Source organism: Arthrobacter sp. 2MCAF14, from assembly GCF_052115645.1.
Lineage (GTDB): Bacteria > Actinomycetota > Actinomycetes > Actinomycetales > Micrococcaceae > Arthrobacter.
Map to the genome: position 1 here is coordinate 147,559 of NZ_JBFRHB010000003.1, position 13,769 is coordinate 161,327.

The 13,769-nt window shown below is 64.2% G+C and carries 11 protein-coding genes; 7 read left to right on the forward strand and 4 right to left on the reverse strand.

All coding sequences use genetic code 11. The features are described from left to right. Nucleotides 1–46: 46 nt before the first annotated feature. Entirely contained in the window at nucleotides 47–784 is a 738-nt protein-coding gene (locus tag AB4074_RS04270) for a hypothetical protein (protein WP_441412249.1), read from the reverse strand. 1 nt (nucleotide 785) lies between these two features. Between AB4074_RS04270 and AB4074_RS04275 the strand changes: the two genes are divergently transcribed. The 5 genes from AB4074_RS04275 (at nucleotide 786) to AB4074_RS04295 (ending at nucleotide 6,415) form a co-directional block, all read left to right on the forward strand. Continuing rightward, nucleotides 786–1,034: a hypothetical protein gene (locus AB4074_RS04275; RefSeq protein ID WP_441412250.1), complete on the forward strand. Its 249-nt coding sequence runs from the start codon at nucleotides 786–788 to the stop codon at nucleotides 1,032–1,034. A 539-nt stretch (nucleotides 1,035–1,573) separates the two neighbouring features. After that, a complete protein-coding gene (locus AB4074_RS04280) occupies nucleotides 1,574–4,228 on the forward strand; it encodes a LuxR C-terminal-related transcriptional regulator (protein WP_441412251.1) in 2,655 nt (884 codons plus the stop codon). 122 nt (nucleotides 4,229–4,350) lie between these two features. Continuing rightward, entirely contained in the window at nucleotides 4,351–5,685 is a 1,335-nt protein-coding gene (locus AB4074_RS04285) for a SufS family cysteine desulfurase (protein ID WP_441412252.1), read from the forward strand. Continuing rightward, nucleotides 5,682–6,209, forward strand: a complete 528-nt coding sequence (sufU, locus tag AB4074_RS04290; protein ID WP_441412253.1) for a Fe-S cluster assembly sulfur transfer protein SufU — start codon at nucleotides 5,682–5,684, stop codon at nucleotides 6,207–6,209. Before AB4074_RS04285 ends, sufU begins: the two co-directional genes overlap by 4 nt. A gap of 68 nt (nucleotides 6,210–6,277) precedes the next feature. Beyond that, entirely contained in the window at nucleotides 6,278–6,415 is a 138-nt protein-coding gene (locus AB4074_RS04295; protein WP_441412254.1) for a hypothetical protein, read from the forward strand. A 385-nt stretch (nucleotides 6,416–6,800) separates the two neighbouring features. Here the strand turns inward: AB4074_RS04295 and nhaA are convergent, their stop codons facing one another. From nhaA to AB4074_RS04310, 3 genes are all read right to left on the reverse strand, one after another. Then, nucleotides 6,801–8,108 (reverse strand): Na+/H+ antiporter NhaA, encoded by a 1,308-nt coding sequence (gene nhaA / locus AB4074_RS04300; RefSeq protein ID WP_441412255.1) that lies wholly within the window; start codon nucleotides 8,106–8,108, stop codon nucleotides 6,801–6,803. Nucleotides 8,109–8,349: 241 nt separating this feature from the next. Beyond that, nucleotides 8,350–8,571 carry an SCO4848 family membrane protein gene (locus tag AB4074_RS04305; protein WP_441412256.1) on the reverse strand — a complete coding sequence of 74 codons (222 nt, stop codon included), beginning with the start codon at nucleotides 8,569–8,571 and terminating at the stop codon, nucleotides 8,350–8,352. Nucleotide 8,572: 1 nt separating this feature from the next. Then, nucleotides 8,573–9,070: a DUF2505 domain-containing protein gene (locus AB4074_RS04310; RefSeq protein ID WP_441412257.1), complete on the reverse strand. Its 498-nt coding sequence runs from the start codon at nucleotides 9,068–9,070 to the stop codon at nucleotides 8,573–8,575. A 159-nt stretch (nucleotides 9,071–9,229) separates the two neighbouring features. Between AB4074_RS04310 and mfd the strand changes: the two genes are divergently transcribed. Both mfd and AB4074_RS04320 read left to right on the forward strand, forming a co-directional pair. Then, nucleotides 9,230–12,958, forward strand: a complete 3,729-nt coding sequence (mfd, locus tag AB4074_RS04315) for a transcription-repair coupling factor (RefSeq protein WP_441412258.1) — start codon at nucleotides 9,230–9,232, stop codon at nucleotides 12,956–12,958. 3 nt (nucleotides 12,959–12,961) lie between these two features. Then, the gene (locus tag AB4074_RS04320; RefSeq protein WP_441412259.1) at nucleotides 12,962–13,768 is read left to right on the forward strand and encodes a metal-dependent hydrolase; all 807 of its coding nucleotides are present in this window, start codon (nucleotides 12,962–12,964) and stop codon (nucleotides 13,766–13,768) included. Nucleotide 13,769: the final 1 nt, after the last annotated feature.

Consider the following 13,769-nt stretch of genomic DNA (forward strand, 5'->3'; position numbering starts at 1 on the left):
ACTCCCGGAGTGCGTAGTGTCCTGCTGACCCGGGGGTCCCGGGATATTAGTTGGTGACTCCCGAAGTCGTGACAATGTTGAGCCACGGACCGGCCGGCACGCTGGCGCGGTCAACGAAACGCCACGATACGTGGTCATTGTCGCCGTTCAACTCAGCGAAGCCCAGGCAGCCGTTCAGGGCAGGGGACACGTCCATGCCTGCACCCTGGCTCGGGTCGCCGGAGAAGGACTTGTTGGCCGGACGGGCGTTGTTCGCGCCGAACACGTAGGCGGAATCGTGGTAGAGCGAGCCGCTGGAGGGGCCGGCATCTTCAACTTGTCCATAGCAAACGCCGCCATTGGCGCCGGTTATCTGGACCCATGCGTTCTTCATGTAGCTGTAGCTGGAGTCCGCGCAGTGGTTGACGCCTGTTTTGGCGTTGTCCGCGGCGGCCCACGGAATCACTTTGCAACGCTCGGCGAAAGCGACGCTGTCATTGACGTCGTCGTAAGGCAGATCCAAGTAGAACGGGTTCTGCAACGGCTTGGCCTGGTGCAGCGGGAAGTACCCATTGCTGGCTACGCGCTGTTCCGTGGCGCACTGGAAGCTCGTGCCGGTGCCGGAACTGACTCCGTCGCAACCGCCGTAAGTGCTGCCGGGGCAACCGCTTGCGCTGGACGGAGTGGCTCCCATGTTGACGCCAGTGTGCTGCAAAGCCCACTGGCCGTTGTAAGTGGAGCAGACCTGGGAGCCGTCCGAGAGGCTGGCGTTGAAGATCTCGCCCACCCAGAAGGTGGTGCTCACGATGTTGGTGTGCAGGGGGTATGTTCCCGTCACAGGCAGGGGCACAGCCGTTGGTGCGGGCGCGCCAGCGGCTGTTGCGGTCGGAGCAGGCGCAGCTGGAGCGGGCGTGCTCGACGGCGCCGCGGCCGGAGCATTGCTGGGCGTCGGCGTCGGTGCCGGCGTGGCGGCGGCTGTTGCGGCTGGAGCCGGTGCGGATGAAGCGGAGGGTGATGAGCTGGGCCGCGAATATGAACCGCGGTCGCCGGCCTGATAGGAGGATTTGTGTGATGACTGGACAGCGGAGATGGTGGCGAAGCCGCCGAAGGCAAGAAGCGCCACGGCGACGAGAGCTGTGAACAGGTGTTTCATATTTTGGGTGACATATCTGTTGGGGACATAGACATACGAGACCTGGGCAACGGATTGGGCGAACTGCAGGCGAACACGCCGCAGTGCCGTACACGGCCAAATGGTGTGCACGACAGAGTTGTCGGGAAAATCGGCTGCGCTTCAACTCCCCAGAAGTAGCCAGCCGGAACTTACTCTTGCGGCACCAGCTTACACAGTGAGATCACAGGGCGGTAACAGAGGAGGCAAATCCCCGCGGGAAAACCGGGTTGGAAACGACGCCGTGGTACCTCGCGGGGAGGCTCCGTGGAGCAGGGATGTTTCGTGCAAGTGGCCCCGCAAAACCAAGTAGTTACCACTCAATCCAGGATCGAAACCCGAAGGTAACGTTTGGAAATGACACCGGTCCGTGCCACTGCCGTCAGGAACGTGTGTCCGGCGGCCCGAAGATGAGACAGGACCATGGACGATACCGAAGGGACCCACACCTCGCCCCCGATCATTCGGGCAGCGGAGCTCCAGGAGATTGCTATTGCCTTGTCAGGGCCGGAACCGGCCGGGGTAGTCATCTCGGGGCCGGGGGGTTCAGGAATGACCACGCTCTTGGACGCAGCGGCCTCAGTGCTGAGCGGTTCCTTCAGCCTGATCGCGCACAACGTCTCGGAGTCATTCGCGGACATTCCGTTTGGAATCGCCATGGCACTTGTTCCGGAGCTGCCTGCCAGGGTCAAGGTGTGGCCGGGTTCCATCGTGGCGGATTGCCGCAAAGCAGTGCGTGGCGCAGCGGCACCCGGATCCGCTGCCTTGCTGGTGCTGGACAACATAGATTTCCTCGATGACATGTCTCTTTGGCTCCTGAGCCAGCTGCTTGTCGAACCGGACATCCGCCTGATTGCCACCCACCGCTCCGACCGGCCCTTGAGAATGGAACTCATGGAATCCGTGGTGTCGCGGCAGCTGTCCGTGGTGACGCTGGATGATCTCACGCAGGAGCAGCTTCGCGAATTCCTTGATGATCGCCTCGGCGGACGGGCGGCCCGCAGCCTGGTCCGGGACATCCATGCCCTCACCGGAGGGAACCTGCAAACTGCGAAGTTGCTGTTGGACGAAGCCGCAGCGCGTGGCGAGATCGTGGAGCAGGCTGATTCCTGGATGTTGTCCGGACCGATCCGCTTAGACGGCTCGCAAGCGCTCGAGCTGACCCGCCACCGGCTTGAGGGCTATTCGGTGCCACAGCGGCAAGTCGTGGACTTCCTGGCAGTGGGGGAGCCAATACCGCTGGCCGTCCTTGAACAACTTGGCCAAAAGCGGGCGATCGAAGCGCTGCGCGCCGACGGAACGATCCGAGTCCTGAAAGATGGTGAGAAGACGGCAACGCTCAGCCACGCCATCGAAGCGCGGCTGGCCCGGCAGCAGCTGGGACCTGAACGGATCCTCGAACTTCGACGGGGCATCTACGCGACGAGCTCAACCGTTGCCGATGACTCGCTCTGGACCCTGTTCCGTCGCGTGGACCTTGAACAGGCAAGCGGTTTGCCGGTGCCCGACGCCGATCTTTTGACCGTGGCCATTACCGCAAACGATATTCACGACAATCGGAGGGCCCGGCGGGCCGCGGAAGCGGTGCGGGCGCCGGAACTCGAACTGGTTGCCGGTGTGGAGCTGGCACGGGCGCTCTACCAGACAAGGGATTTCCCCGGGGCGGTGACGGTCTTGAAGGGTTTGGTGGCAAACACCCCGGCCGTCCTGACTGTTGACTTCGCCCACGCGGTATGGCTTCTGCTGCGTGCCCTTTTGCCGACATCGCCCGGGGCAAGTGTCCTGCAGGCGGTCCTCCAGGATGCCCGACGGCGGCTGGAGGCTGCCGCTGTCGGCATCCAGCCGGGCGAGCCGGCCCATCTTGACGAGTCTGCTGTCCGGGACGAACTGGATGTCCTCCAGCTGTATCTGGATGCCCAGAACGGCAGCTGGCCTTCAGCCAACGGTGAGCTGTTCCAAAGGCTTTGCCATAGCCAATTGGTCGATCCTGGATTGCGTACGGAGCACCATCCGCCACCGCCCGTCCAGGCCGGCGTGCTGTTGATGGCGCTCGTCTCCCAAGGGCTGGCCGTCAGCGGGCGGTTCGCTGACGCCGTCGCTCTTTCGACGCTGGCCCTCGAAGCCGTGGGGCGGCTGCCACGGTGCCCCGTGGACTTCCACTCCACCGTGCTGACCATCCACGGGTCCAATCTGATCTGGCGCGGGCAATGGGGTGGCCCCGAAATGTTCTGCGCCGGAAGTTCCAGCTTTAGCAACCGGATGAGCTATTTCGGCGGGTCTGCGCATCTCTACAGGGCACTCGTACTTGCCAGGCAGGGGAGCCTGGAACTGGCATGTGAACAGTTCCGCCAAGCCAAGGCCCGGCTGGATGAAGCCGACCCTGAAGGGCTCCTCCCACCGGCCCTGGGCGGACTTGCCGCGGCTGCGTGGTTGCTGGGCGACGTCAACCAGGTACGCCGGGCACTGGCGACCTACGATTCGAGGTCCAGCGGAGGGAACTATCTTGCTTCGCAGCTCGCCGAAAGCTATTCGTCCGCCGCCCGGTCAGTGCTGATTGGCGCTGAGCACTCGCACCGGAAACTGCTCCAACTTGCCGGGTCTGCCGCCAAGAAGGGGCACCGGGCGCTTGAAATGTTGAATCTAGGCCTGGCGGCCCGTACCGGCAGCCGGGGAGACCGGCAGCTTGGGGCGGGAGTGTCCGAGCTGGTGTGGAGCGCCGAGTCCGGCATGCCGTCGGGACAGGAAGCAGGACAGGAAATGGGAACAGGACAGCTAAGCATAGGTGAACCTCAGCAAGGGTCAGACGAGGAGGAGGCTTTCGTTTTTGACGAGCCCCGCCCGGCCAGTCCGGAGGCCGCGTCCTCAGTCCTTCCCGGCGTGGTCAAGCTTTCACAGCGTGAACGCGAAGTGACTGCCTTGGTGGCCTCAGGCCTAAGCAGCGCGGAGGTGGCTGCCCGATTGGGTATCGCCGTGAACACGGTCAACGCCCACCTGCAGCGGGTTTACGGCAAGCTTGGAGTGTCACGTAGGCAGAAGCTTTCCGAACTGTGGGACGAGTTGGCGAAGCCGGAGGAGTAGGGCCAACGCTCCGCGGATGAAGGCAGAGAAGCCGATTGGTGGGACAATTACTAGGTGACGCCGCCACTCCTGGCGGTCAGCCGCTGGCGATTGCCACGTAGTCCTAACGAGGAGCACCGGTTTTGACGATGGTTTCCACCCCCGCGTGGGGAGATGCCCAGGTTTCCGCACTTGATGACGATGAAGTCCGCCGCATCCGCAACGACTTCCCCGTTCTTGGGCAGGAAATCAATGGCAAACCCCTGGTCTACCTGGATTCGGGCGCAACTTCGCAGAACCCCCGGAGCGTGCTTGAGGCTGAGCAGGAATTCTATGAACAGCGGAACTCAGCCGTCCATCGCGGCGCGCACCACCTTGCGGTAGAGGCCACGGACGCCTTCGAAGAAGCGCGTGCCACCGTGGCCCGTTTTGTGGGCGTGCAGGACGATGAGTTGATCTGGACCGCCAACGCCACCGCAGGTCTGAACCTGCTGGCCTATTCGTTTTCGAACGCCAGCGTGGGCCGGGTGGGCGGGGAAGCCGGGCGCTTTGCCCTCAAGCCGGGCGACGAAGTGCTTGTCACCGAAATGGAACACCACGCCAACCTGATCCCGTGGCAGGAACTGTGCCGGCGGACCGGAGCAAGCCTCAAGTACATTCCCCTCGACGGCACCGGTGCGCTGCGTCTTGAGGAAGCAGCACGCCTCATGACCTCGCGCACCAGGATCCTGGCCTTCACCCACACTTCAAACGTGCTCGGGAATATCAACCCCGTTGACGTGTTGGTCGGAATGGCACGGCAAGTAGGCGCGTTGGTGGTCCTTGACGCCTGCCAGTCCGCGCCACACCTCCCTTTGGACTTCAAGGCCATGGACGTGGACTTCGCCGTGTTCTCCGGCCACAAAATGCTGGGGCCCACGGGAATCGGCGCGGTCTATGGCCGCAGCGAACTGCTCAATGCCATGCCCCCGTTCTTGACCGGCGGTTCCATGATCACCACCGTGACCATGGAGGAAGCCCAATACCTGCCTGCCCCCCAGCGTTTCGAGGCCGGAACCCAGCCTATTTCGCAGGCTGTGGCCCTCGCTGCCGCGGCGAACTACCTTAGCGAAACGGGAATGCAGCGGATCGCCCTTCGTGAGGCGGAGCTCGGCCAACGGCTTGTTACGGGCCTCAGCGCCATCGATGGGGTGCGTGTGCTGGGCCCCGGGCCGGGGGAAGAACGGACCGGTCTTGCCGCGTTCGATGTCGCCGGAGTGCACGCTCACGACGTCGGGCAGTACCTCGACAACCTGGGCATCGCTGTCCGCGTGGGCCACCATTGTGCCCAGCCCTTGCACCGCAGGCTGGGCCTGAGCGCCTCCACGCGGGCCAGTACCTACCTCTACACCACATCCGACGAAGTCGACCTGCTGGTGGAGGCCGTTGCCCAGGTCAGGGCTTACTTCGGGGTAACGGCTGCCGGAGCCGCATCATGAGCGGCCTGGATTCCCTGTACCAGCAGCTGATCCTCGAGCATTCCAAGGCCCGCAGCGGCGGAGACCTTGCCAAGCTTCCGGCTGCCGGAACGGGTGCCCCCGCCACGGGACAGAGCCGCACAGAACAGAGCTACACGGGACAGAGCCACCAGCTCAATCCCATTTGCGGTGACGAAATCACCCTCCGGCTGAGTCTCGGCACCGCCGGAGACGGACAGGCCGTCACGGAAATCCATTGGGACGGTGACGGCTGCGCCATTTCGATGGCGTCGGCGTCCATACTCAGTGAAATGGCACCGGGCATGTCCCCGGGGGTCCTTCGCCACACCATCGATCACTTCCGGGAATTGATGCGTTCGCGCGGCAAGCTGGAAGCGGATGAGGAACTGCTCCAAGACGCTGCCGCGCTGGCCGGCGTTGCCAAATATCCTGCCCGGGTAAAGTGCGCCATGCTCGCATGGGTTGCTGCGGAGGACGCGCTGCGCCAGGCCGAGGCGAGCCAAGGGGTGTCCCCGGCTCTCTAATGCGGGTGGTTCGAGGACGAGTACCGTCCACTCTATTCCGGGCAGTGGTCCGGACTTAGCCTCGAAGCATGATTACCTTGGAGAGCAGGCGCGAATGGCGCCAGAGCCAGCATCGGGTCCGCCGGGCGGAATTCGTTGTTGTGGGATTGTTGCTCGCCCTCGTCGCCGCGACAATTCTTGCCGCCGTCGCGGGACTGATGCAGTAAGGGGCGAATGCTCCAACGCAGCATGCTGCGGCGTTCACGGCTGACTATTTATAGCTTGGAAAACCGTACGGCAAAGAAAAGCTCGGACCCGCAATAACCGGTCCGAGCTTTTTTGTACCGTTGGCCTAGTCACCGCATCATTTGGGTACCGCTGCGATGAGCACCGAAATCGTCATGAGACCGAGAATTGCCCAAACAAAGAACAATGACCAGTTCTTCTCTTGGGTTTTCCTGTGGGCCCCATGCCACACTCGTTCCATACTATTCGCGTCCATAGCAGCAAGGTATTCCTGCCGATACCGCCCAAACAGCGTGCCAACCACCCCAATTGAAAGCGGCATTACTCCAATTAAAATGCGGGCTACTCGTATGCGGCCCCGCCACGTCAGGCGCGGGTAAAAACGTCAGGCACGCCGTCGCCGTCGTCGTCCCTTTCTTCCTCCCGCGCTACGTTGCGGTAGTGCCGGTTGCGGGCCTTGAGCACGACGGCGGCAAGCACTGCCGCCGCGAGCGAACCTGCGAGGATGGCCACTTTCGCGTGGTCATCGTGCGGTGAACCGGAACCGAACCCCAGCTCGGCGATCAGGAGGGAGACGGTGAAGCCGACCCCCGCCAGCATGGCCAGCCCTGCGACGTCGATCCAGGCCAGGCCGTCATCCAGCCGTGCGCGTGTGGTCTTGGTGATGAGGAATGTGGTGCCGAAGACTCCTGCCGTCTTACCCACGACGAGGGCCAAGATGATCCCTACAGCTACCGGATCGCGCAGGGCAGCTCCCAGTCCCTCAGCGCCGCCCAAAGCCACGCCGGCGGAGAAGAACGCGAAAACGGGTACGGCAAAGCCGGCGGAGAAGGGACGTAAGCGGTGTTCGAAGCTTTCGGCGAGCCCGGCCGCAGGCTCGCCCTTCTTGCCTGAGGCCACGACGGGCACGGCGAAACCGAGCAGGACCCCGGCGACGGTGGCATGGATGCCTGAAGCATGGACGAAGGCCCAGGTGGCTGCGGCCAGGGGGAGGAGGAGGTACCAGCTACGGACACGCTTCTGGACCAGGAAGGCAAAGAGGGCCAGCGGCACGACGGCGGCCAGCAGCATGAGGGGCTCGAGGCCGCTCGAATAGAAGAACGCGATGATGCCGATGGCTATCAAGTCATCCACCACTGCAAGTGTCAGCAGGAAGGTCCGCAACGCCGCAGGCAAATGGGTGTTGATGACCGCCAGGACGGCCAAAGCGAAGGCGATGTCAGTGGCCGTAGGGATGGCCCAACCCTTGAGTGTTTCCGCGCCCGAGCCGAGGTTGATGACTACGTAGATGAGCGCAGGAAGGATCACGCCGCCCACCGCCGCCGCAACCGGGACGATCGCTTTTGCGGGCTTCCGCAGTTCCCCGGCCACGAATTCACGCTTGAGCTCCAGCCCCGCGATGAAGAAGAAAACGGCCAAGAGCCCGTCCGAGGCCCAGTGGCCCAAGCTCAATTCCAGATGCCAGGGAGCGTAGCCGATCTTGACTTCGCGCAGCGCGAAGTAGCCGTTGGCAAGGGGTGAGTTTGCCCAGACGAGCGCGGCCACCGTGGCGGCAAGCAAAAGCGCGCCGCCAACGGTTTCAGTGCGGAGAATAGCCAGGATCCGTTGGTACTCCGGGAAGCTGGAGCGGCTGAAAACCTTCGAAGGGGCGGCGGGGTGCGGGCGGTTCGCCATGTGGCTCCTTGGGGAGTTGCGGGTCGACAAAACTGTTGCCGACCAGACTTCCCGGCGCACCTGTATTCCATTTTAGCGGAAGGGGGCTCGCACCCGGCCGCGGCCCCCAACTGACTCGCAGTTAATGTCGTTATGAGCCGTCAAAACGACAACAACTGCGGGGGCCCACGCCGCCAGGGTTCCCTGGCCGAGCTTGCGAGGCGAGGGTGGCGGTGGGGACAGTTGGGCACCGGAAGGGGCGTTAGGTGAGCAGCGCCGCGATCCCGATGACCGCCGTCGCGAGTCCGAGCACCATCGAGATGGTGACCAACACGACGTGGACCGTGAGGAACTTCGTGGCTTTCCCGTTGGCGTCGCGGGCACGCGAGTCTGCCATGACGCGGCGCAGGAACTGCGGCCACACGATGAGGGACCACGCACCCGCGACGATCAGCACAATCGACAGTCCGGCTCCCAGCTGCACGTTAGTGGCTTTCGAGCCAGGCCTGGGCCTGCTGGGACTGGATGTTCAAAGCCTTGCCGACCATCGGTTCGGCTGCTTCGGCGATTTTGCCGCCGAGGAACGGAACCGAGGAGGTTACGGCACCTTCGAGCTCGACGCGGGTGTTGCCACCGTCGGCCACCAGGCTCTGCACCGCGGTCACATCAAGCGGGGCGCCGGAGATCTTCAGGGAGATGTTGCTCGTCCGCGAGCCATCGGCCGTCGGGGCGTCCCACTTCTCGGTCTGGGTGACGGTGAGCTTCTCGCCGACGAACTTGCGGGCGATCTCCGGGAGGCGCGTGGTGGGAAGGGTGCGCACCGTTGTGGTGGTGAAGGCACCGGCGACGTCGCCGTCGATCTTGAATGATTCCAACGTGCCGCCGACATACTCGCTCGTGTGGCGCAGGAAGTCTTCATCGATGAAAGTGGCGGCTACGCGGTCGACGCCGTAGGGCAGGGTGGTGGATGCGTTCAGGGCCATGGGGGTCCTCCGTGAATATCTCGGTTGAAAGCTCTTGCGGCTCCCAAACATCCTACGGTGTGGGCGGGGTAGGCTAGGAACGCCCCGGGATTCGAGAGAATTTCGGGTTTTCGTGCTGCCTTTCCCCATCCGACTTCCCTCTTCCGAGGAGTGCCATCCATGAGCCCCAAAGGCCAACCGTCAGCGGTCAACTCCGGAATCAGCCCCGCCGGCACTGTCGCATCCCTTGATGGATTGCGACGGGCCCTGGGTGAGGACCGGACCTTCGCCCGGGTCAGGCCCGAGGCCTCGCGGGCCTTCGCCGAACGCAGCTCCGATTACCAGATCAGCGCCCCGGCAGGCTTGAGGGCGGCGCTGCTCGCGGAGATGGCCGACGGACTCGCCTCCCAGGATCTTGAAGCCAGCGCTGTGGTGTTGGCCGTGACGGCCACGGGTCGAGAAGCCGAGGACCTTACCGCGGCCTTGGCTGCCTATCTCCCCGCGGACTCGGTGGCGGCCTTCCCCAGCTGGGAAACCCTGCCGCACGAACGGCTCTCCCCGCGCTCGGATACGGTGGGCCGCAGGCTCGCGGTTTTGCGCCGCCTGGCCCACCCGGAGAGCTCGACGGCGGGTCCCCTGCGGGTGGTCGTGGCGCCGGTTCGCGCAGTGGTCCAGCCAGTGGTAGAGGGACTGGGAGAACTGGTTCCGGTGACGTTGAAGGTGGGGCAGGAAATGCCCTTCACCGACGTGGTACGCCGTCTTGCCGACGCTGCCTATTCGCGCGTGGATATGGTTACCCACCGTGGTGAATTCGCCGTCAGGGGCGGTATTTTGGACGTTTTTCCACCCACCGAGGACCACCCGATCAGGGTGGAATTCTTCGGCGACGAGGTGGACCAGATGCGCTGGTTCGCCGTGGCAGACCAGCGTTCGCTCTCCGGACCGAGCGTGCACCACCCGAGCGAATTGCACGCCCCGCCTTGCCGGGAAATCCTCATCACGCCGTCGGTCATGTCCCGGGCCGCCAAGCTCAAGGCCGAGATGCCGGCCGCCGCCGACATGCTGGAAAAGATCGCGGGCGGCATCGCCGTCGAGGGCATGGAGTCCCTGGCTCCGGTTTTGGTGGACGCGATGGTGCCTTTCGTGGACCAGCTGCCGGCAGGTTCCATCGGTGTGGTCATCGAACCGGAAAAGGTCCGCACCCGCGCGCATGACCTCGCTGCCACCAACGAAGAGTTCCTCGAAGCGGCCTGGTCCACGGCGTCCGACGGCGGGTCGGCGCCCCTCGATCTCGACTCGGTGTTGGGCTCCCAAGCCGCTTCGGCGTTGCATGCGGCCAGCTTCCAGTCCTTGACGGACACCCGGCACGCGGCGCTGGCCCACGGTGTTTCCTGGTGGTCCATCACCTCCTTGGCCACGGACGAAGAACTGGTCCTCGACATCGACGTCCTGAACCTGCACGCCCGTGAACCGCGCGGCTACCAGGGCGACGTCGCGGAGATGCTCGAATTCATCGGTTCCCACGTGCGGGACCAATGGCGCATTGTGGTGGCGACGGATGGCCCTGGGCCTGCCCAGCGTCTCGCCGAGTTGTTCCACGATGCCGACATCCCGTGCTCCCGCGTCGAATCCCTGGCTCACGAACCGCAGGCCGGAATCATCGAGGTGACCACCGCCGCCGTCGGACGCGGTTTTGTCCTGGACGGCCTCAAACTGGGGCTCCTCACGGAAGCGGACCTCCTGGGCCGCACCTCGGCCGGGTCCACGAAGGACATGCGGCGCATGCCCTCCAAGCGGCGCAACGCCGTCGACCCCCTCCAGCTGCACGCCGGCGACTTCGTGGTCCATGAACAGCATGGAATCGGGAAGTTCGTGGAGCTGATCCAGCGCAAAGTCTCTGGCTCCTCTGCCGGTCCGTCCGGGGGAGACGCGGGTCTTCGCGAGTACCTCGTGCTTGAGTACGCGGCGTCCAAGCGCGGTGCCCCCGGAGACCGGCTCTTCGTCCCGACGGACCAGCTCGACCAGGTGACCCGCTACGTCGGTGGCGATACGCCGTCGTTGAGCAAGATGGGCGGGGCGGACTGGGCGAGCACTAAGTCCAAGGCCCGCAAGGCAGTCAAGGAAATCGCGGGTGAGCTCATCAGGCTGTACTCGGCCCGCATGGCCTCGCGCGGGCATGCCTTCGCTCCGGACACGCCGTGGCAGCGGGAGCTGGAGGAAGCATTCCCGTATGTGGAGACGCCGGACCAGCTCACCACCATCAACGAGGTCAAGGCCGACATGGAACGCGAGATCCCCATGGACCGCCTGGTTTCGGGCGACGTCGGATACGGGAAGACCGAGATCGCGGTCCGGGCCGCGTTCAAGGCGGTACAGGACGGCAAACAGGTTGCGGTGCTGGTTCCCACCACGCTGCTCGCCCAGCAGCATTATGAGACGTTCACCGAGCGCTTCTCCGGGTTCCCGTTGCGCGTCAAGCCGCTGTCCCGGTTCCAGGGTGCGAAGGAAGCCAAGGAGACCATAGAGGGAGTCAAGAACGGCTCCGTGGATGTGGTCATTGGCACGCACCGCCTGCTGTCCAAGGACTTCGAGTTCAAGGATCTCGGCCTGGTGATCGTCGATGAGGAGCAGCGCTTCGGCGTGGAGCACAAGGAAGCGCTCAAGAAGATGCGCACCAACGTGGACGTCCTCGCCATGAGCGCCACCCCCATCCCGCGTACCTTGGAAATGTCCCTCACGGGTATCCGCGAAACTTCAACGCTGGCCACACCGCCGGAGGAGCGGCACCCGGTGCTGACGTATGTCGGGCCGTTCACCAACAAGCAGACGTCCGCGGCGATCCGGCGTGAACTCATGCGCGAAGGCCAAGTGTTCTTCGTTCACAACCGTGTGTCCTCGATTGAGCGCATCGCCGCCCAGATCCGGGAACTTATCCCCGAGGCCCGCGTCGAAGTGGCGCATGGACAGATGTCCGAGAGCCGCCTGGAAAAGATCATCGTGGACTTCTGGGAGAAGCGCTTTGACGTCCTGGTCTGCACCACCATCATTGAGACCGGCCTGGATATTTCCAATGCCAACACCCTGATCGTGGACGGCGCGGACAAGTACGGCCTCTCCCAGCTTCACCAGCTGCGTGGCCGCGTGGGCCGTGGCCGTGAACGCGCCTACGCCTACTTCCTGTACCCCTCCGAGAAACCCCTGGGCGAAGTGGCTCTCGAACGGCTCAAGGCCGTCGCGGCCCACAACGAGCTTGGCGCGGGCATGCAGTTGGCCATGAAGGACCTCGAAATCCGTGGTGCCGGCAACCTGCTGGGCGGGGAGCAGTCCGGGCACATCCAAGGGGTCGGCTTCGATCTGTACATCCGGCTGGTCGGCGAAGCCGTGGCCGAATACCGTGGCGAGGCCGAAGAGAAGGCCGCCGACATGAAGATCGAGCTGCCCGTCAACGCCCACTTGCCGCACGACTACGTGCCCGGCGAACGCCTGCGCCTTGAGGCCTACAGGAAGCTGGCCGGGGCCATCACCAACCAGGCGATCGACGAAGTGCTGGCTGAACTCGTGGACCGTTACGGCGAGCCGCCGCTGCCCGCGAAGAACTTGATCGCCGTCGCGCGCTTCAGGGTGGGTGCCCGCGAGGCCGGGTTGTCCGACGTCGCGCTCCAAGGCAACTTCATCCGTTTCTCGCCCGCCCAGCTGCCCGAATCGAAAGTCATGCGGCTCAACCGCTTGTACCCCGGCTCGCAAATCAAGCCGGCCCTCGACGCCGTGCTGCTCCCCAAGCCCAAGACGGCGAGGATCGGCGGCCGCGACCTGCAGGACGCCGAGATCCTCGAGTGGGCCAACACGGTGATCGAAGCTATCTTCTTCTCGGCTTCGCCGACGTCCAGCGCTTCGCAGACCGCAGGCTAAGCGATGATGGGAGGACACCACGCCGCGTCCGGGGCCGCGGCGTGGATAGCTATCGCTTCAACCGGCCCGTACGCCTTGGGCTGGTACCCGCTGGACGCCACAGGAATCCTCATCGGAGCGATGACGACGGCGGGAACTGCTTTGGTGTGCGATTGGGACCACCGCTCAAGCACCATCGCCCACTCCCTACCGCCGCTGTCCAACGTGATCGCCGTCGGGATCGAGAAGGCCAGCGGAGGGCACCGGCAGGGAACCCATTCGCTGTTGGGGGCCTCGGCCTTCGTGGTCCTCGCCGCCATGGCCGCCCAGTTCCAGCTGGATAGTCCCGTGGGCCGTTTGTCCGTGGGGGCCGGACTGTTGTGCATGTTCATGATCAACCTGGCCGCCAAAGCACTCAAGCTGTTCCCGAATACCGGGTGGATCGCCAACTGGGTGTTCGCTGTTACCATGGCCGGACTGGTCACGTGGTTCGCCCCGCATCAGTGGAGCTGGCTGCCCCTGTCCATGCTCACCGGCGTCGGGATCCACATTGTCGGCGACATGATCACCACCGGTGGAGTGCCGCTGCTGTGGCCCATCGTCATCAAGCCCCCGAAGTTCTGGCGCAAGCTGCCCCTGGTCAGCGGGATCTGGCGGTCCAACGGCGCCTTCTCCATCCCCTTGCTTGGGAAAGCCGGTTCGCGGCGGGAATGGCTGGTCCTGATTCCCGTGAGCGGCTACGCCATGGTTGGACTTGGCTTGGCGGCGTGGGCATTGCTCCGGAACCAGTGGCCGGCACTCCTGGGGCTCATGTTGGGGTCGGGTGGGTGAG

Coding starts and splice junctions, on each gene's coding strand:
- AB4074_RS04275 (WP_441412250.1), top strand. CDS start 786: ATGTTGGTGTGCAGGGGGTATGTTCCCGTCACAGGCAGGGGCACAGCC.
- AB4074_RS04280 (WP_441412251.1), top strand. CDS start 1,574: ATGGACGATACCGAAGGGACCCACACCTCGCCCCCGATCATTCGGGCA.
- sufU (WP_441412253.1), top strand. CDS start 5,682: ATGAGCGGCCTGGATTCCCTGTACCAGCAGCTGATCCTCGAGCATTCC.
- AB4074_RS04295 (WP_441412254.1), top strand. CDS start 6,278: ATGATTACCTTGGAGAGCAGGCGCGAATGGCGCCAGAGCCAGCATCGG.
- nhaA (WP_441412255.1), bottom strand. CDS start 8,108: ATGGCGAACCGCCCGCACCCCGCCGCCCCTTCGAAGGTTTTCAGCCGC.
- AB4074_RS04310 (WP_441412257.1), bottom strand. CDS start 9,070: ATGGCCCTGAACGCATCCACCACCCTGCCCTACGGCGTCGACCGCGTA.
- mfd (WP_441412258.1), top strand. CDS start 9,230: ATGAGCCCCAAAGGCCAACCGTCAGCGGTCAACTCCGGAATCAGCCCC.
- AB4074_RS04320 (WP_441412259.1), top strand. CDS start 12,962: ATGATGGGAGGACACCACGCCGCGTCCGGGGCCGCGGCGTGGATAGCT.